17 protein-coding genes are annotated in these 17247 nt (G+C 72.4%); 10 read left to right on the top strand and 7 right to left on the bottom strand.

The features are described from left to right. Nucleotides 1-59: 59 nt before the first annotated feature. Entirely contained in the window at nucleotides 60-983 is a 924-nt protein-coding gene (locus tag EWH70_RS14865) for a threonine/serine dehydratase family protein (RefSeq protein ID WP_130475979.1), read from the top strand. Here the strand turns inward: EWH70_RS14865 and EWH70_RS14860 are convergent. Both EWH70_RS14860 and EWH70_RS14855 read right to left on the bottom strand, forming a co-directional pair. Continuing rightward, nucleotides 980-1786, bottom strand: coding sequence for an ArsR/SmtB family transcription factor (locus tag EWH70_RS14860; RefSeq protein WP_130475978.1), 807 nt, complete (start codon nucleotides 1784-1786; stop codon nucleotides 980-982). The genes EWH70_RS14865 and EWH70_RS14860 overlap by 4 nt on opposite strands. A 71-nt stretch (nucleotides 1787-1857) precedes the next feature. Next, complete coding sequence (locus tag EWH70_RS14855; protein WP_130475977.1) at nucleotides 1858-2319, bottom strand: Lrp/AsnC family transcriptional regulator; 462 nt, start codon at nucleotides 2317-2319, stop codon at nucleotides 1858-1860. 70 nt (nucleotides 2320-2389) lie between these two features. Here EWH70_RS14855 and EWH70_RS14850 point away from each other — a divergent pair, with 70 nt between their 5' ends. The 3 genes from EWH70_RS14850 (at nucleotide 2390) to EWH70_RS14840 (ending at nucleotide 4840) form a co-directional block, all read left to right on the top strand. Further along, nucleotides 2390-3313 (top strand): threonine ammonia-lyase, encoded by a 924-nt coding sequence (locus tag EWH70_RS14850; protein ID WP_130475976.1) that lies wholly within the window; start codon nucleotides 2390-2392, stop codon nucleotides 3311-3313. A 125-nt stretch (nucleotides 3314-3438) separates the two neighbouring features. Then, nucleotides 3439-3942 carry an MmpS family transport accessory protein gene (locus tag EWH70_RS14845; protein ID WP_130475975.1) on the top strand — a complete coding sequence of 168 codons (504 nt, stop codon included), beginning with the start codon at nucleotides 3439-3441 and terminating at the stop codon, nucleotides 3940-3942. 139 nt (nucleotides 3943-4081) lie between these two features. Further along, nucleotides 4082-4840, top strand: coding sequence for an ABC transporter permease (locus EWH70_RS14840; protein ID WP_130475974.1), 759 nt, complete (start codon nucleotides 4082-4084; stop codon nucleotides 4838-4840). Here EWH70_RS14840 and EWH70_RS14835 read toward each other — a convergent pair. From EWH70_RS14835 to EWH70_RS14825, 3 genes are all read right to left on the bottom strand, one after another. Beyond that, entirely contained in the window at nucleotides 4812-5438 is a 627-nt protein-coding gene (locus tag EWH70_RS14835) for a histidine phosphatase family protein (RefSeq protein WP_130476259.1), read from the bottom strand. The genes EWH70_RS14840 and EWH70_RS14835 overlap by 29 nt on opposite strands. Nucleotides 5439-5481: 43 nt before the next feature. Continuing rightward, the gene (locus EWH70_RS14830) at nucleotides 5482-6360 is read right to left on the bottom strand and encodes an NAD(P)-dependent oxidoreductase (protein WP_240686991.1); all 879 of its coding nucleotides are present in this window, start codon (nucleotides 6358-6360) and stop codon (nucleotides 5482-5484) included. Nucleotides 6361-6435: 75 nt separating this feature from the next. Beyond that, complete coding sequence (locus EWH70_RS14825) at nucleotides 6436-7347, bottom strand: LysR family transcriptional regulator (RefSeq protein ID WP_130475972.1); 912 nt, start codon at nucleotides 7345-7347, stop codon at nucleotides 6436-6438. Nucleotides 7348-7461: 114 nt separating this feature from the next. Between EWH70_RS14825 and EWH70_RS14820 the strand changes: the two genes are divergently transcribed. Further along, a complete protein-coding gene (locus EWH70_RS14820; protein ID WP_130476258.1) occupies nucleotides 7462-8901 on the top strand; it encodes an MFS transporter in 1440 nt (479 codons plus the stop codon). On the opposite strand, the gene rnhA is transcribed toward EWH70_RS14820, so the two are convergent. Further along, nucleotides 8819-9271 carry a ribonuclease HI gene (gene rnhA / locus EWH70_RS14815; RefSeq protein ID WP_165436280.1) on the bottom strand — a complete coding sequence of 151 codons (453 nt, stop codon included), beginning with the start codon at nucleotides 9269-9271 and terminating at the stop codon, nucleotides 8819-8821. The genes EWH70_RS14820 and rnhA overlap by 83 nt on opposite strands. 67 nt (nucleotides 9272-9338) lie before the next feature. On the opposite strand from rnhA, the gene EWH70_RS14810 reads away from it, so the two are divergent. Continuing rightward, a complete protein-coding gene (locus EWH70_RS14810; RefSeq protein ID WP_165436279.1) occupies nucleotides 9339-9953 on the top strand; it encodes a TMEM175 family protein in 615 nt (204 codons plus the stop codon). Nucleotides 9954-9985: 32 nt separating this feature from the next. Then, a complete protein-coding gene (ligD, locus tag EWH70_RS14805; RefSeq protein ID WP_130475970.1) occupies nucleotides 9986-10936 on the top strand; it encodes a non-homologous end-joining DNA ligase in 951 nt (316 codons plus the stop codon). Nucleotides 10937-11435: 499 nt separating this feature from the next. On the opposite strand, the gene EWH70_RS36175 is transcribed toward ligD, so the two are convergent. Then, nucleotides 11436-14327: an MFS transporter gene (locus EWH70_RS36175; protein ID WP_130475969.1), complete on the bottom strand. Its 2892-nt coding sequence runs from the start codon at nucleotides 14325-14327 to the stop codon at nucleotides 11436-11438. A 100-nt stretch (nucleotides 14328-14427) separates the two neighbouring features. Here EWH70_RS36175 and EWH70_RS14795 point away from each other — a divergent pair, with 100 nt between their 5' ends. The 3 genes from EWH70_RS14795 to EWH70_RS14785 are packed head-to-tail and all read left to right on the top strand — an operon-like array spanning nucleotide 14428 to nucleotide 17234. Further along, complete coding sequence (locus tag EWH70_RS14795; protein ID WP_165436278.1) at nucleotides 14428-15930, top strand: PucR family transcriptional regulator; 1503 nt, start codon at nucleotides 14428-14430, stop codon at nucleotides 15928-15930. 26 nt (nucleotides 15931-15956) lie between these two features. Continuing rightward, nucleotides 15957-16391 carry a VOC family protein gene (locus EWH70_RS14790; protein ID WP_130475967.1) on the top strand — a complete coding sequence of 145 codons (435 nt, stop codon included), beginning with the start codon at nucleotides 15957-15959 and terminating at the stop codon, nucleotides 16389-16391. A gap of 15 nt (nucleotides 16392-16406) precedes the next feature. Continuing rightward, nucleotides 16407-17234 carry a helix-turn-helix domain-containing protein gene (locus EWH70_RS14785; protein ID WP_130475966.1) on the top strand — a complete coding sequence of 276 codons (828 nt, stop codon included), beginning with the start codon at nucleotides 16407-16409 and terminating at the stop codon, nucleotides 17232-17234. The last annotated feature ends 13 nt before the right edge of the window (nucleotides 17235-17247 follow it).

Genomic DNA, 17247 nt, shown 5'->3' with positions numbered 1-17247 from the left:
CGGTACACGGACCTATTCTCGCGTGGACCACCGACAATCGCCGTGGTTAGGGTCGCGGGGTGCGACTGCTCGATCTCGACGACATCCGCAAGGCCGCCGCCCGCCTCGACGGGCTGGTGCTGCGCACCCCGCTGCTCGACAACGAACGCCTGTCCGCCGAGGTCGGCGGCCGGGTGCTGCTGAAACCGGAAAACCTCCAGCACACCGCGAGTTTCAAGGTCCGCGGCGCGCTGAACACGCTGCTCACCTGGCGGGAGCGGGGCACCCTGCCGGAAGGCGTCGTGGGCTTCTCCGCCGGTAACCACGCCGCCGCGCTGTCCTACGCGGGCAAGCGGCTGGGGGTGCGGGTGCTGATGGCGATGCCGCCCGACGCGCCCGCGTCCAAGGTGGACAACGTGCGGCGGTACGGCGGTGAGATCACCCGCACCGAGGACCTGCTCGGCACCTGCGCGGAGCTGGCCGAGCGCCATGGCTTCCCGGTGGTGCACCCGTTCGACCTGCCCGAGGTGATGGCCGGTCAGGGCACGGTCGGCCTCGAACTGGCCGAGGACGGTCCCGCTCCCGGCCTGGTGCTCGTGCCGGTCGGGGGTGGCGGGCTGCTCAGCGGGGTCGCGGCCGCGGTGCGGGAGCTGGCACCGTCGGCGCGGATCGTCGGCGTCGAGCCTGCCCGGTCCAACGCCGTCGCGCTGGCGTTGCGGGCCGGTGAGCCGGTACCGCTGCGCCGGGTGCCGACGCTGGCCGACGGGCTGACCGCGCCGATCACCAGCGCGCTGCCGCTCGCGCACGTCCAGCGGCTGGTCGACGACGTCGTCGAGGTGGCGGAGGAGGACATCGAGTCGGCCTGGCGCCACCTGTCCGACGCCACCAAGCTCGTGGTCGAGCCGTCCGCGGCGGTGGGCCTCGCCGCGTTGCGTGCCGGGGTCGTCGGCCCGCCGGAGAGCGGGCCGACGGTCCTGGTGCTCTCCGGCGGTAACGCTCCCTAGACGGTCGCTTTATCCGTCTCCAGCAGCGTCTTCAGGTCGGCCAGCAGCTCCGGCCAGCCACCGCTGGGTGGCAGGTTCCCGCTGATGGCCTCGTACATCATGCCGCCGGGGTCGAAGTCGTCGTGGGTGACCCGCAGCCGTACGGCGTTCTCGCCGTGCGGGGTGATGTCGAAGCTGACCTTCGACCGGCGTTCCTTCTGAGCCTCGGCCAGTTTCTCCTGCGACCAGCCGAAGAACTCCGCGTGGTCCGGCTGGAACCCGTGCCAGGTGTAGGCCAGCCGCCGCGGCGGGTCGGCCTCCAGGACGACCTGGCCGAGGTCCTCCAGCGGGCCGTCGGCGCCGGTACGCCACAGCAGCGGGGAGCCGGGCTGCCAGTCGGACTTCAGCTCGGCACCCCAGTACCGCAACGTGAACGCGGGTTCGGTCAGCGCGCGCCAGAGCGTTTCCGGCGTGGTGCGGATGTAGGTGGTGTAGACGAACTCGGGACTGCTCATGGGGTGGTGCTCCAATGCGGTCTTGAGGTCGGCGAGTGCGTGCACCCGCCCGCGGTCGTACCGGTGGATCCAGCGGTCTGCGATGGCGTTGATGGGCTCGGCGTTGAGGTAGTGCAGCTTCTCCCTGCCCCGCCGCACGGTGGTGACGACGCCGGCGTCGATCAGCACCGCCAGGTGCTTGCTGACCGACTGGCGGGCCATGTCCAGCTCGGAACACAGCTCGCGCAGGCTCTGGCCGTTGCGTGCGTTCAGGCTGTCCAGCAGCCGGCGGCGGCTGGGGTCGGCCAGTGCCTTGAACACCTCGTCCATCTCACTCCAAACATGCAGCCGTTCGGCTGCATTTCCACGATAGGCAGCCGGACGGCTGCATGTCAACTGGCTCAGTCGAGTGGCAGGTCGAGCCCGCGTTTCACCACCTCGTAGGTGGGCAGGGTCTCGTAGCGCCGGATGTTGCCCGCGGTCAGGAACAGCCGCTCGGCCAGCGCCCGGTACTCCGGGATGCCCGGCGCCACCAGGACGACCAGGTAGTCCCACTGGCCGACGATGCTGAAGCACTGCTGCACGCCGGGCTCGGCCAGCATGCGCTCGCGGAACTCGCGGTGGTGGTCGGCCGACTCCCGGTCCAGGGCGACCAGCGCGATCGCCGACATGCTGCCCAGTGTGGCGGGGTCGAGTACGGCGATCTGCCGGACCAGCAGACCGTCGGCCCGGTAGCGGGTGATCCGGCGCTGCACGGCGCTCGCCGACAGCCCCACCCGCTCGCCGAGGTCGTGCAGGGTGCGGCCGGAGTCGTCCTGCAGCAGGCGCAGCAGCCTTCGGTCCAGCTCGTCGAGTGGTAGCACGCAAGAATCTTGCGTGCGGGCGGGAAAAGTTTCAATCGGCGCCCGGGGTCACCGGCATACCGTCAGCGGCATGACTTCCGTTGACCTGGATCTGGATCTGGACCGCATCGCCGAGGCCGCCACCGTGATCGACCCGGTGTTCCGCGGCACCCCGCAGTACGTCGACGAGCAGCTCGCCGCGCGCCTCGGCCGCAGCGTGCTGACCAAGGTGGAGACGCTGAACCCGTTACGCAGTTTCAAGGGCAGGGGAACCGACTTCTACGCGCGTGACCTTCCCGCCGGCAGCAGGCTGGTGTGTGCCTCGGCCGGCAACTTCGGGCAGGGGCTCGCCTACGCCGCGCGGAAATACGGCCACCAGGCGACGGTGTTCGTCCGCGACGACACGGCGGCGGTGAAGATCGCCAGGATGACCCAGCTGGGCGCGACCGTGCACCGGGTGCCGGACGACCCGCGGGTGCGTGTCGAGGAGTTCGCCGCGGCCAACCCGGACACCCGGCTGGTGATCGACGGCAGGGAGCCGGCGATCGCCGAGGGGTCGGGCAGTATCGGCGTCGAACTGCTTGCCGGAGGCGGGTTCGACACGGTGGTGCTGCCGGTCGGCGACGCGGCACTGATCTCCGGGGTCGCGCGCTGGATCAAGGCCCACGACCCGTCCATCCGGATCGTCGGCGTGTGCGCGGCCGGCGCGCCGAGCATGGAACGCAGCTGGCGGGCGGGCAGGCTCGTGGTGGCCGAGGAGTTCGATCCGTTCGCCGCCGGGATCGCCATCACCCGGCCGGTCCCGGAGGCCGTCCGGCGGCTGACCGCGCTCGCCGACGACGTCGTGCTCGTGGACAACGACGCCATTCGCGCGGCGATGGCGCTGGCCGCCGACACGCTGGGCGTCCTGCTCGAACCCGCCGGGGCCGCGGGGCTGGCGGCCGTCGCCGTGCACGACCTGCCCGGCGAGGTGATCGCTACCGTCCTCACCGGCGCCAATGCGGACCGTAGCTGACTAATGCACCCGGAAGAGTGAAAATTCAACCTCAGGGCGTGGTGTGGTAACGGTGGTCCTGGTGCGGGCGACTACCAGCCAACGCGCTTGCTGGAGGCGCGCGAGCCCGGAGAGAAGATCTCGTGATGAGTGCTCCCGCCGCGGTGGAGACTCCCCGCAGCACGCCGCGTCCGGATGTTCGTGCCGCCCGCCTGCGGGTCGGGTTCGTCGTGGTGCTGGGCGCCGTGGCCGTCACGGCCGGCACGGTCGTCCTGCAGGTCACGGTGGGGGAGCACGCGCCGGGTGCCGACGGACCGCCGCCACCCGCGCCGCCGCCACCGGCCGCCGTGCCGGTGGCGGCGGCGCCCGTGGCGCAGCGGGTCACCTACGAGCTGACCGGCGGGCCCGCCGCCGACCTCACGTATGTGGGGCACGCCGGTGACGTCCGGCAGGAGCAGGCGGTGAAGGCGCCGTGGTCGCGGACGCTCGACCGGGCGGCGGGCGAGGGCGGCGGCTACTACAGCCTGTCCGCCCGCGGCCGCACCGCCGGCCTGACCTGCCGGATCCTGCTGGACGGCGTCCAGGTGACCGAACGAACCGCCGCCCCCGGCGAGCTGGTGACCTGCTCGGCCTCCTCCGCCGTGGGGTAGGTCTGAAGCTCGTGAAGGCCACCTTCACCACGTGAGACGTAATGAAGGTGGCCTTCACGTGCTTTGGCCGGGACTGGCGCCGCACCCGACCGGACGCGCGAACGGAGAGAGCGCCGAAGATACTGCCAGGATCACTGGGGTGAGCGGAGCTTCGATCAACGCCGGGCCGGTTCTCGCCGTCGTGCTGGCGCTGCTGGCCGTGCTGGCGGCCGTGGTGGTCTGGCGGGGTGGCCTCGGCGACGGCAGGCACGTGCTGCTGGCCGCCGTCCGCGCGGTCGTCCAGCTGGCCGTCGTGTCGCTGGTGATCACGGCGATCCTGCGGTCGGGCTGGTGGACCGGCCTGTTCGTCACGTTCATGTTCACCGTCGCCGCCGCGACGGCGGCCCGCCGGGTCGGGTCCTGGCGCGAGCTGCCGTGGACGGCCACCGCCATCGCCGCCGGCGTCGCGCCGGTGCTCGCCGCGGTGCTGGTGTCCGGAACCGTGCCGTGGCGCCCGATCGCGGTGGTGCCGATCGCCGGGATCATCATCGGCGGCGCGATGACCGCGGCGTCCCAGGCCGCCCGCCGCGCACTGGACGAGCTGCGCAACCGGCACGGCGAGTACGAGGCGGCGCTGGCGCTGGGCCTGCTGCCCCGCTCGGCGGCGCTGGAGATCTGCCGGCCGTCGGCCGGTCACGCGCTGATCCCCGGCATGGACCAGACCCGCACGGTCGGCCTGGTCACGCTGCCCGGCGCGTACGTCGGCATGCTGCTCGGCGGCGCCAGCCCGGTGCAGGCCGGGGTGGCACAGCTGGTCGTGCTGATCGGGCTGCTGGCCGCGCAGGCGCTGGCCGTGCTGGTGACCGTCGAGCTGGTCGCGGTCGGCAGGCTCAATCCTCCAGGTGAGCCACGTCGTTGAACCGCCGCGGCGTCCACTGTGGACCGTGGACGACGACCTGGGAGACCGATCCGTTGTCGGCGCCGAGGAACGCGAACGGCGTCGAACCGCTGGCCAGCGCGAACACCTGCGCGATCACCCCGGCGTGGGTGACCACCGCGACCCGCTCACCGGGGTGATCGGCGGCCAGCCGCTCGACGCCCGCGCGCACCCTGGCGGCGAACGCGTCGTTGGACTCCGCGCCCGGGATCACCTCCCAGCGCTGCTCGGCGCGGCACCGCACGGCCAGCGGGTGGCCCTGCGCCGTCCGGATGCGGAACAGCCCGCCCTCCCAGTCGCCGAGGTGGATCTCCCGCAGCTCCGGACGCAGCCGCGGGGTCAGGCCCAGCCGCTGTGCCAGCGGGGCGGCCGTCTCCGCGGTGCGCCGCAGTGGCGTGACGTACAGCGCGTCGAAGTGCTGCCCGCCGAAGCGGTCGGCGATCCGCTTGGCCTGCAGCTGACCCTCTTCGGCCAGCTCCGGGTCGGCGTGGCCGTCCACGAGCGGGAACGGGGAGTCCTCGCGTGCGGCGCGGGACTCCCCGTGCCGGATCAGCACGAGCTCGGTGGCTCCTTCGGGCATGTGGAAACGGGTCTGCCGGTACTCGGTCACCCCGCCACCGTAGTCAGCGCGGGTGCCGGATCTCCTCGTACGTACGGGTGGCGGCTTCCTCGGCGTGCCCGGCCGCGATCTGCCGGGCGAGCAGCTCCTGCATCGGCGCGACGACGTCCACGCCGATCCCGGCGTCCCGGCTCGCCCGCACGATGACGTCCAGCGCGGACTTCGTGAAGTTCGCGTCCTGCGCGTCGATCCGGTAGTTCCCGCCGTCGATGACGGCGGCCTCGTCGTGGATCGCGCCCATCACCGCGGACAGCCACGACGTCGCCATCCCGGCGAACTCGGTCGCGCTGACACCCGCCGTGGCGACCATCGCCGCGCCGTGCTGGAAACCGAAGAACATCGCGTACATCCCGGACAGCAGTGCCAGGTCGTACAGTGAGGCCAGCCCGGCGTCGGGGCCGTAGAAGGTGCTCTCCGCCAGCAGGTCCAGCACCGGGCGGTACCGGTCGAACACCTCGGTCGAACCGCTGTACAGCAGCTTGGCCTCCGGCCTGCCGATCATCGCCGGGACGGCCATCATGGCGCCGTCGAGGTAGCCGATGCCGTGCTCGGCGGCCCAGGCGGCGGTCCGGCGTGCCTGCTCCGGTGTGCCGGTGGTGAGGTTGACCAGCGCCTTGCCTGCCAGCTGCCCGGCGACCGGGTCGAGTACCTCGTGCACCGAGGCGTAGTCGAGCACGGCGACCAGCACGACCTCGCTCGCGGCCACCGCCGCGGCCGGGCTGTCCGCCTCGGCCGCGCCGAGCGCCACCAGGTCGCCTGCCCGGCCGGGGGAGCGGTTCCACACCGTGGTCGGATGGCCCGCCTTCACCAGTTCGGCGGCGATCGGCCGGCCCATCGCGCCGAGCCCGATCACGGTCACGGTCGCCGGATTCTTGTCCTGCACGGTTTTCGCTCCTGTCGTCGGTGGTTCGTCTGCCTCCATCCTTGATCCGTGCTGTCGGGGCGACAAGTACCCACTTCAAAGTGCGGTACTGACCGAAGAGTGCGTACTGATCGTGTCCCGGAGCCAGCGCTGCGCCGGGTCGGCGTCGAGCCGCGCGTGCCAGGCCAGCCGGATCTCGATGTCCGGCAACGCCGCCGGAATGGGAAACCGGTGCAGCCCGAGTGCGGCGCCGTGTTGCTCGGCGAACCGGCTGGGCGCCAGGCCGACGTAGTCGCTCGACGCGACGACGAACGCGGCGACGGCGAAGGTGGGGACGACCGCGGCCACCCGGCGCTGGAGGCCCGCTTGGGCGAGGACGTCGTCGAGCGGACCCCGGGTCCGGCCGCGGCGAGAGGCCGCGACGTGCGGATACCGGCACAGCTGCTCCAGCGTCGGCCTGCGGCGGCGGCCCAGCGGGCCGGACGCGCGGACGATGCCCACCACGTGCTCGCCGTACAGCACGGTCGTGCGGATGTCCGGCGCGCCGATGTCGTTGGCGCCGATGTCCAGGTCGACCGAGCCGTCCCGCAGCGCCTCGGCGCTCTCGTTGGCCTCTCCGACGAACCGCAGCACCACACCCGGCGCGGCCGAGGCGGTCGCCTCGACCAGCGCGGTGGCCAGTGTCGCGGCCACGCCGTCGTTGATGCGGATGGTGAAGACGCGGTCCAGCGCGGCGACGTCGAGTTCGCGGCCGGCGGTGACGAGTGCCGACGCCTCGTCGAGCAGCGACCGCACCCGTGGCGCGATCCGCAGGGCGAACGGCGTCGGAGCCATTCCCCGCCCGGCACGCACCAGGATCGGGTCCTCCATCGCGCGGCGCAGCCTGCCCAGCGCGCGGCTGGCCGCCGGAATCGACAGGTGCAGGCGCTCGGCCGCCGCCGTGACGCTGCCCTCCCGCAGCAGCGCGTCGAACACCCGGAGCAGGTTCAGGTCGAGCTGGTCCGCCATGGTTGCATGGTACGCAAACAGTAGTTGTGAAAGTTGCGTGGCGTGGAATGCTGCGGCGTACCTACCGTCGCGGACATGCCCTCCCAAATCTCCCGGCGCGCACTGCTGCCGGTGATGTGTTCCTGTGTCGTGCTCGTCGTCGGGATGGTCGCCGCGATCAACATCGCGGTGCCGATGCTGGCGGCGAGCCCGCTGCGGCCGTCCCCGTCGGCGCTGGTCTGGATCGTCGACACGTACGTGATCTTCTTCGCCTGCCTGGTGATTCCCGGCGGAGCCGCGGGCGATCGCTTCGGGCGCAAGGGAGTTCTCCTCGCCGGCCTGATCCTGTTCGCGGCGGGCGCGACGCTGTCGGCCGTGGCGCCGAACGTGGCGGTCCTGCTCGCCGGCCGGGCGGTCACCGGGATCGGCGCTGCCGCCGTGCTGCCCAACACGCTGGCGGTCCTGCTGCACGCCGTTCCCGCGGAACGCGCGGGCGCGACGATCGCGACCTGGGCGTCGATGACCGGGATCGGCGGCGTCGTCGGCAATCTGGGCGGTGGTGCCGTCCTGACGGCCGGGTCGTGGCGATGGTTGTTCACCGCCGCCGTGCCTGCCGCGTTGCTGCTGGCTGTGCTCACAGCGCGGGTGACGCCGGTGTCGGGACGGCATTCCCGTCCCGTCGACGTGCTGGGGACCGTGCTGCTCGTCGGCGCGTCGGTGGCTCTGCTGCTGGGCATCGTCGAAGGTCCGGAGCGGGGCTGGGGAAGTACCGCCGTCGTCGGCGCGTTCGGCTGCTCCGCCGTGTTGTTCGCGGTGTGGACGGTCGTCGAGCTGCGCAGCGAGCACCCGCTGGTCGATCCCCGGCTGTTCCGGCTACCCGGCCTGCGCAGTGCCAGCATCGGCATGACCGCGGTGTTCTTCGGGATGTTCGCGTTGTTCTACGTCAACGCGTCGTTCCTGCAGTACGCCATGGGATTCGACGTCCTGCTGACCGGTGTCGGGATCCTGCCGCTGACCGTCCCGATCGTCGTCGGCGCACGCCACGTGGGCCGCCTGTCGCGCCGTATCGGTGTGGTCGGTACCGTCGCCGCCGCGTTCGGGTTCGTCGGCGGCGGGCTGCTCGGACTGTCCACAAGCGACGGCAACACCCCCTACGTGTGCTACGCCGCCTGGCTGGTGGTGACCGGGATCGGCGTGACGCTGGCGCTTCCGACACTGTCCGCGGCCATCGCGGGTTCGCTGCCACCGGCACAGGCGGGGGTGGGGGCGGGGCTGCAGGCCACCACGCGCGAGTTCGGCAGCGCGCTCGGCGTGGCCGTCATCGGCACGGTGCTCGCCGGGTCCGCCGGGACGCGGGACGTCGCCACGGCGTTCGTCTCCGGAACGCGGACCGGGCTACGGGTGGTCGGCGTGACCGTGCTCGTCCTCGGTGCGCTCGTCGTCGCGGAGGCGTGGGCGGCTCGCCGGCCGGCGCCGGACCTCCGCGGCGACGTCAGCGGCCGGCGGCCTCACGCGCACCTCGCACCGCGAGCTGGTCGGCCCGCTCGTTGTCCTTATGCCCGGCGTGACCCTTGACCCACAGCCACTGCACCTCGTGGACCGCGGCGGCGGCCTCCAGCCGCTGCCACAGGTCGGCGTTCTTCACCGGCTGCCGGGTGCTGGTGACCCAGCCGTTGCTCTTCCACTTCGGCAGCCACTGGGTGATGCCGTTCTTGACGTAGGTGCTGTCGGTGTGGATCCGCACCACGGCGGGCCGGGTCAGGCTCTCCAGCGCGCGGATCGGCGCGGTCAGCTCCATCCGGTTGTTGGTCGTGGTGTCCGGTTCGCCGCCGTACAGCTCCTTCTCGTGCCTGCCGTACCGCAGTACGGCGCCCCAGCCGCCGGGGCCGGGGTTGGGGCTGCACGCGCCGTCGGTGTAGATGTCCACGGTCTGCTCGGGGCTCACCACGGCAACCTACCTCGTTGTGGTGACGCGGCCTCCGCGCCGGTCCTGGCGCGGCTAGATTGGCGGCGTGCGCACGCGGCAGGGACTCGAGAGACTGGTGTTCTTCAGCGACGCGGTCGTGGCGATCGCCATCACGCTGCTGGTCCTGCCGCTGGCCGAGGGGGTGCCCGAGGCGGTCGCCCGCCACGCCAGCTCGGTCGAGGTGATCAGCGAGAACCTGCCCGCGATCTTCGTCTTCCTGCTCAGCTTCGCGGTCATCGCCCAGTTCTGGCGGGCCCACCACCAGCTGTTCGAGCGGATCGACGACTACCGGCGGCCACTCGTGCTGTGGAACCTGCTGTGGTTGCTCACCATCGTCCTGCTGCCGTTCGTCACCGAGATGGCGGGCAGTTTCGGTGGTGACGACCGGTTCGCGCCGGTCTTCTACATCGCGGTGGTGCTGGGCAGCAGCGTGTGCCTGAGCGTGCTGACGCTGATCGCGCGGGCGAATCCGGACATCGCCGCCGGGCCCGGCGCGATCACCGGCCGGCTCGTGGCCGAGGCGGTCAGCACCACCGTGCTGCTGGCGATCGCGCTGGTGGTGACCGTGGTGGTCCCGGGCGCCCGCTACTACTCGCTGCTGCTCTTGCTGCTACTACCCGCCGTGTCCACGGTCCGCCGGAGGACCGCGCCGAGGAGTTGACCGCCGGGCCGCCGGCGGGAAAGGTGGTCGCCGTGGCTGCCGACGAGGTGCGCGACGGTGTCTCGCTGACCAATCTCGACCAGGAGCTGTTCCCGGGTGCCGGGGCGTCCAAACGTGACCTGGTCGAGTACCTGGACGCTGTCCGCGACCGCATCCTGCCCGGGCTGGCCGGGCGGCCGCTGTCGGTGGTCAGGGTGCTGCGCGGGCAGAAGCCGTTCATGCAGAAAAACGTTCCCAAGTACACGCCCGACTGGGTGCCCACCGTCCCGCTGTGGGCGGAATCATCGCAGCGGGAGGTGTCATACGCGCTGTGCGAGGACCGCCGCACGCTGCTGTGGTTCGCCAACCAGCGGGCCGTCGAGTACCACCCGACACTGATGCGGCTCGACGACGGCGGCAAGCCGGGCGTGCTGATCCTCGACATCGACCCGCCGGAGGGACAGGATTTCGGCGTGGCCGTGCGGGCGGCGCACCTGGTCCGCCAGGCACTGGCCGACACCGGCCTGGCCGGCGCGGTGAAGACCAGCGGGGCCAAGGGCCTGCACATCTATGTGCCGGTGGTGCCGAGCGAGTCGATCGAGGACGTGGCCGCGGCGACCAGGGCGCTGGCGGCCCGGGCCGAGCGGATCGACCCGGCCGTGGCCACCACGGCGTACATCCGCGAGGACCGCGAGGGCAAGGTCTTCCTCGACTCGACGAGGGCCGCCTGGGCCACCGTCGTCGCGGCCTACAGCCCGCGGGTGCGGCCGGGTGCGCCGGTGTCGTTCCCGGTGCCGTGGGACGAACTGGACAACGTCACCCCGGCCGACTTCACCGTGCGGACGGCGGTGGACCTGCTCGGCGACGCCGACCCGTGGGCCGCGCAGCTGCCCGAACCGGGCCGCCTGCCTGCCGACCTGCTGGAGGAGGGCCACGCCATCCCGGTGGCCAGGGTCGCGGCCATGCACGAGGGCAAGCGCCGGGCCAGGGCCCGCCGCACCTGACGCGAGTCGTACGTTCTCCCGCGCGAGTCGTACGTTCCCGGTGGCGCGCCAAGCACGTGAAGGCCACCTTCATTACGTCTGACGTCAGGGCTCCGGCGAAGTCGGGAGTCGTGGGCGATTGCCGTGAGGGCCCCCTTCACGGCATCAGACGCCACCACATCCGCCCTCACCCGGGCGCACCCGCCCCACCGGCCTCGAACACCACAACCACCCCATCAGCCACCACGAACGAGACAACCCACCAAGCACCAGAGCACGTGAAGGCCACCATCACCACGTCACACGTTATGAAGGTGGCCTTCACGAGCCTGGGCCGGGCCACGTCTCGCGATCTGGAACCGGCGTTCACATCGTGAGTTCTGCGCTCACGCACGCGAGTTCTGCGTTGCGGCCCGCGAATTCTGCGCTCGGAACCACCCGCCTCGCCCTGCCGCACCCCGGACTTTGCCGGGATCCTGACGTCTCACGTGGTGAAGGTGGCCTTCACGTGCCCTGCGCCTCACGCGCGAGGCCGGCGTTCGTGCACGACCCGGCCGCCGAGCAGCGTGGCGGCCACGCCCACGTCGCCGAGCTTCTCGGCGGCCACCGCTTCGACGTCGGCGTCGAGCACCACGACGTCGGCGAGCTTGCCCGGCGTCAGCGACCCGATCCGGTCCTCCATGCCCAGCGCGTAGGCGGCGTCGAGGGTGTGTGCCCGCAGCGCCTCGCGAACCGTCATCGCCTGCCCGCCGCCGATGTCGTCGCCCTCCCGGGTCCGGCGGAGCACCGCGTTGGCGACCGTGTGCAACGGCCGGAACGACGAGACGAACGAGTCGCTGGACAGCACGGGCCGCAGCCCGGCGTCCAGTTCCTCCCGGATCGGCTGCAGCCGGTGCGCGCGGTCGCCGAGCCTGCGCAGGAAGTCGCCGCCGCTGTCGTGCAGGAAGTTGGGCTGGTTGACCGGGATCACGCCCAGTCCGGCGAACCGCCGCACGTGCTGCCGCGTCGGGTAGCCGCAGTGTTCGACGCGGGGCCGGAAGTCGTCGCCGTACGCCCGCGCGCCCGCCTCGATCGCCCGCAGCGAGTTCTCCATCGCCACGTCGCCCTGGGTGTGGATGGCCACCCGCCAGCCCGCGCGAGCGGCCCGTTCGACCAGCTCGGTCAGCTGATCGGCCGCCCAGTACAGGCTTCCGGTGAACTCGCCGTGCTCGCCGTAGGGCTCGCTGAACGCTGCCGTCCCGCCGATGAGCGTGCCGTCGGAGTAGAACTTCATCGCCCCGAGACTGAGCCAGTCGTCGCCGAACGGCCCGGCCAGCCCCGCCGACGTGAGCGCGTCCAGCTGGTGCGACAGCGGCATGGCGACGGTACGCACCGGCAGCCAGCCGCCCGCTCGCGCGGCGCGGTAGACGCGCATCTCCCGTGCCGACACCTGCGGATCGGCGACCGTGGTCAGGCCGGCCGACAGGTAGGCCTCACCCGCGTCACGCAGCCACGCCGACAGCTGCTCGAACGGCAGCTCGGTGTGGAAGTTCGGGCCGTGACAGCCGATCTCGACGGCCAGCGGCAGCAACAGCTGCATGGCCGAGTCGAGCACCATCCCGGTGAGCCTGCCCGCGGCGTCGCGGACGAACCGGCCGCCCGCGGGGTCGGTCACGTCGCTGCCGATGCCGCGCCAGGACAGTGCCGCGGAGTTCACCACGGCCTGGTGCCCGGACACGTGGTAGACGATCACCGGGTGCTCGGTGGTGGCCTCGTCCAGCCGCTGCCGGGTGGGCCTGCCCTCGGGGTACTTGGCGTCGTCCATCCCGAACGCGCGGATCCACTGTCCCGGCGGGGTACGCGCTGCGGCCGTCGCCACCATGTCCACCAGTTCGTCCACAGTGGACACTGTGGGGTAGCTCGCGTCCTCGGCGGCCAGTGACTCCGCCGTCGACAGCAGGTGGTTGTGCGGGTCGACGAACCCGGGGAGCACGGTCGCGCCGTGGGCGTCGATCCGGTGTGCCCCGGCCGAAGCCGTCGCGGTGTCGCCGAGCGCGGCGACGACCCCGTCACGGACGAGCACGGCACCGGCCTCCGGCCGCGCCGCGTCCATGGTGAGGACGCGGGCGTTGGTGATCAGGACGTCAGTCACGGGCGCGAGCTCCTGTTCGTTGACGTCGTCGCGGACCTGCGGGGCACCGCGCAGGCAGGCGATGCTGACCAGGCACATCACGACCAGCAGGACGATCACCGGCGCCACCGAGCCGAACGCGGCCAGCAGCGCGGTGCAGGCCAGCGGCGCGAACCCGCCGAAGACGGCGCCGGCGACCTGATAGGACAGTGAGATGCTGGTGTAGCGGGCACGAGCGGGGAACAGCTGCGCGAGGATCGCCGCGATCGGCCCGTAGGTCGCGGCCATCACCAGCCGCATCACCGCCAGCACGGTGAAGATCAGCGCCGTCGAACCGCTGTCCATCACCAGGAACTGTGGCGTGGCCAGTACCGCCACTCCCGCGAGCCCGGCGATGACCACCCGGCGGCTGCCCAGCCGGTCGCCCAGCCAGGCCACCCCGACCGTGGCCACCAGCTCCACGAACGAGGCCACGGTCAGCCCGGTGAGCACCAGTTGCTCACTCACCTTCAGATCGGTCGTGGAGTACGCCAGCAGGAACGTCGTCACGATGTAGTACCCGCCGACGGCCACCGGCAGCGCGCCGATACCCCGCAGGATCTGCCGCCACGACGTACGCAGCGCGGCCCGGACCGGCAGCTCGGCCGGGCCGGACTCCCGCACCCGCTCGAACACCGGCGACTCCTCGACCTTGAGCCGGATCACCAGCCCGACGATCACCAGCACGGCCGACAGCAGGAACGGGATCCGCCACGCGCCCTCGCGCAGCGCGTCCTCGCCCTGCGCGGACAGCAGCCCGAACAGGCCCGACGCCAGCAGCGCGCCGGCCGGGTTGCCGAGCTGGGCGAACGAGCCGTAGAACGTCTTGTGCTTCTCCGGCGCGTGCTCGACGGCCATCAGCACCGCGCCACCCCACTCGCCGCCGACCGCGAGTCCCTGCGCGAACCGCAGCAGCACCAGCAGCAGCGGGGCGACGACGCCCGCGGTCGCGTAGGTGGGCAGCAGGCCGACGGCGAACGTCGCCACGCCCATGATCAGCAACGTGGTCACCAGGGCCGCCCTGCGCCCGACCCGGTCACCGAAGTGGCCGAAGACCAGGCCGCCCAGCGGGCGGGCGAGGAAGCCGACGGCGTAGGTGGCGAACGAGGCCATCAGGCCGACCAGCGGGCTGGTGTCCGGCGGGAAGAACAGCGTGCCGAACACCAGGCTCGCGGCCGTGGAGTAGGCGTAGAAGTCGTACCACTCGATCGTCGTGCCGATGAACGCCGCGGCGGCGGCGCGGCGGGCACTCGGTGCGGTCATGGGGTGCTCCCACTGCGTCGGGGGATCTCAGCGGTGGCACGCTAACCGCTAACCCGCCGGTCGACGGCTGTACGATATGCACTCCGTCGAAGATTGTTTTGTGCGATTCGCACGATCGGGGACCGTCATGCCGCTCACCGTCGCCGACGTCCTGCGGATGGACGGGCTGGAGCTGGGCCTGCTCGCGGGCGAGGCCGGCCTGGGCAGGGAGGTCTCCTGGGCACACGCCATCGAGGTCGCCGATCCGGTGCCCTGGCTGCGTGGCGGTGAGCTGGTCCTGACCATCGGCCTCGGCCTGCCGGACGACGAGAGCGGCAGGCGGGCCTACGTCCGGCGGCTGGCCGCGGCCGGTGCCGCCGGGCTGGGCTTCGCAGCCGAGGTGCTGGACGCGCTGCCGCCGGAAGTGCTCGACGAGGCGGGCAGGCGGGACCTTCCGGTGGTGGCAGTCCTGGGCACGACGCCGTTCATCGCGGTCAGCCAGGCCGTCGCGCGCTGGCACTCCGAGGCCGCGTTGCGGGCGGAACGGCACGCGATCGCCGTCCAGGAGTCGATCGCCCGCGCCGCGCTGCGGTCCGGCGACGCCGGCATCCTCGCCGAGCTGGCCAGGGGTGTCGGTGGCGAGGCGCTGCTGCTCGACGTGGACGGCCGCACCCGCGCGGCGCGCCCGGCGGGGGAGCGGCCCTGGCACGCCAGGGCCCGGGAGCTGGCCGGGTCGATCCGCGGCCGGTCGCAGGCCGCCACCGCCGTCGAGGACGGCGAGAAGTACCTGCTGGTGCACAGCATCGGCCTGGCCGGACCGCCGAGGGGCTGGCTGGCCCTGTCCTGCCCGCCGGGCGACGCCGTCCACCAGCGGTTGCTGGCCAACCACGCCGCCGTGCTGCTGGCGATGACCATGCTGGGCCTGCGTGCGCTGCGCTCGGCCCTGCACGCCCAGCGGGCGCGGCTGCTCGCGCCACTGCTGGACGGTGCGCCGGTGGACGCGGCGCTGTTGCCGCCCGAGCCGCTGGAGGTGGTGGTGTTCGCGCTGGACGGGGCGGCCGAGCCCGTGGGCGTGCTGCTGGACGCACTCGCCGACGTCGCCGCCGGTGTGGACACCGACCGGATCCTGCTGGTGCCGCGACCCGGTGGTGTCGTGGCCGTCCTGCCCGCGCAGGCGGGGCTCGGTGCCCGCGTCCGCGACCGGGCCGCCGAGCTGACCGGCGCCGCCGTACGGGCCGGTGCCGCCGTGGCAGGCGACGTGACCGGGGTCGCGGCCGCGGCACGCCGGGCCGCCGACGTCCTGCCTTCCGGGGAGTCCTATGTGGACGCCGACGCGGTGTCGTCCTGGGGGCTGCTGCGCGCGTCCGACGTGCTCGCGCCGTTCAGCGCCGCCGTGCTCGGCCCCCTGCGTGACCACGACCGGCGCACCGGCGCGGACCTCGCGGCGACCCTGCGGGCCTACCTCGACGCGGGCAGCGTCGAAGCCGCCGCCGCGGTACTCGGCGTGCACCGCAACACGATCCGGACCCGGCTGCGGTCGGCCGAACGGGTCGCCGGCCGCAGCCTGGACTCTCCGCGGGACCGGCTGGAACTGTGGCTCGCGTTGTCGGCCGACGATATTTAGTCGCGCCCGCGGTTAGGCTGGGGTTCATGGGGTCGGTCAAGCAGGTTCAGATCACTTTCGACTGCGCGGAACCCGCGCGCGTCGGCCGGTTCTGGTGCGAGGTGCTGGGGTACGTCGTGCCGCCGCCACCGACCGGGTTCGCCAGCTGGGAGGAGTTCGATCGCGCGCAGCCGCCCGAGCGGCAGGGCGCCGCATTTGCCTGCGCGGACCCGGAGGGCGTGGGTCCCCGGCTGTACTTCCAGCGCGTACCCGAGGGCAAGGTCGTCAAGAACCGGGTGCACCTGGACGTGCGGGTCGGCACCGGGCTCGTGGGTGAGGAACGTGTCGCCGCGCTCGAGGCCGAGTGCGCACGGCTGATCCCGCTCGGTGCGCGGCGCGTGCGGCTGCTCGTCGCCGACGAGTTCAACGAGTCGTGCCTGGTGATGCAGGACGTCGAGGGCAACGAGTTCTGCCTCGACTGAGGGATACTGCGAAGCATGGTGCTGCAGGCTGAACAGGGCGGTGGCTGGGACATCGTCCGGTCCGGCCTGCCCGGGTACGAGGGCGTCGAGCTGGTCGGGTACCGCGACCGCGCCGGGCGCGGCCTGGACATGCGGGTGCTGCCCTCGCCGAAGGTGACCATCGTGCTGGTCTTCGACGGCGAGCTGCGGATCGACCGGACGCGCCCGGTCGAAGCCGGCATCGCGAGCGGGGTGGGCGTCAACTCGGTGCGGGTGGACGGCCGGGATGTGGCCTGTGTGGACATCCACCTCTCACCGCTGGCCGCGCATTCCGTCCTCGGCGGTGCGGGCGCCGAGCTGGCCGGCACGGTCGTCGGGTTCGAGGACCTGTGGGGTGCCGAGGGCAGGCGGCTGCGAGCCGAGCTGGAGGCGGCGCCGCGCTGGGACGAGCGGTTCCGGCGGCTCCGCATGGTGCTCGCCGGGAAGCTCGACACCAACCGTCCGGTCGACCCGGAGGTGGCCTTCGCCTGGCGCGGGCTCGTCGCCACCGGCGGCCGCGGCCGGATCGGTGACCTCGCCGCCGAGACCGGCTGGACACGCAAGCGCCTGTGGTCGCGGTTCACCGCCCAGATCGGCGTGACGCCGAAGCGGGCGGCGAAGATCGTGCGCCTCGCACCGGCCATCGAGGCCATCACCGAGGGAATCCCGGCCGCCGACGTCGCCCTGCGTTACGGCTACGCCGACCAGTCCCATCTCACCCGGGACCTGCGGGAACTGGCCGGATACACGCCCGGCGCGCTGTACCGCGACTGGCTTGAGGGCGGTTCGGCGAGGGGAACAATCGTCCAAGACACCATGCGCTGAGTCCCGGCAGGGT

Origin of the sequence: Amycolatopsis suaedae (genome assembly GCF_004214935.1) — a bacterium.
Taxonomy (GTDB): Bacteria; Actinomycetota; Actinomycetes; order Mycobacteriales; family Pseudonocardiaceae; genus Amycolatopsis; species Amycolatopsis suaedae.
Note: the sequence above shows the minus strand (reverse complement) of the source record. Positions and strands in the feature narration are given on the sequence as shown.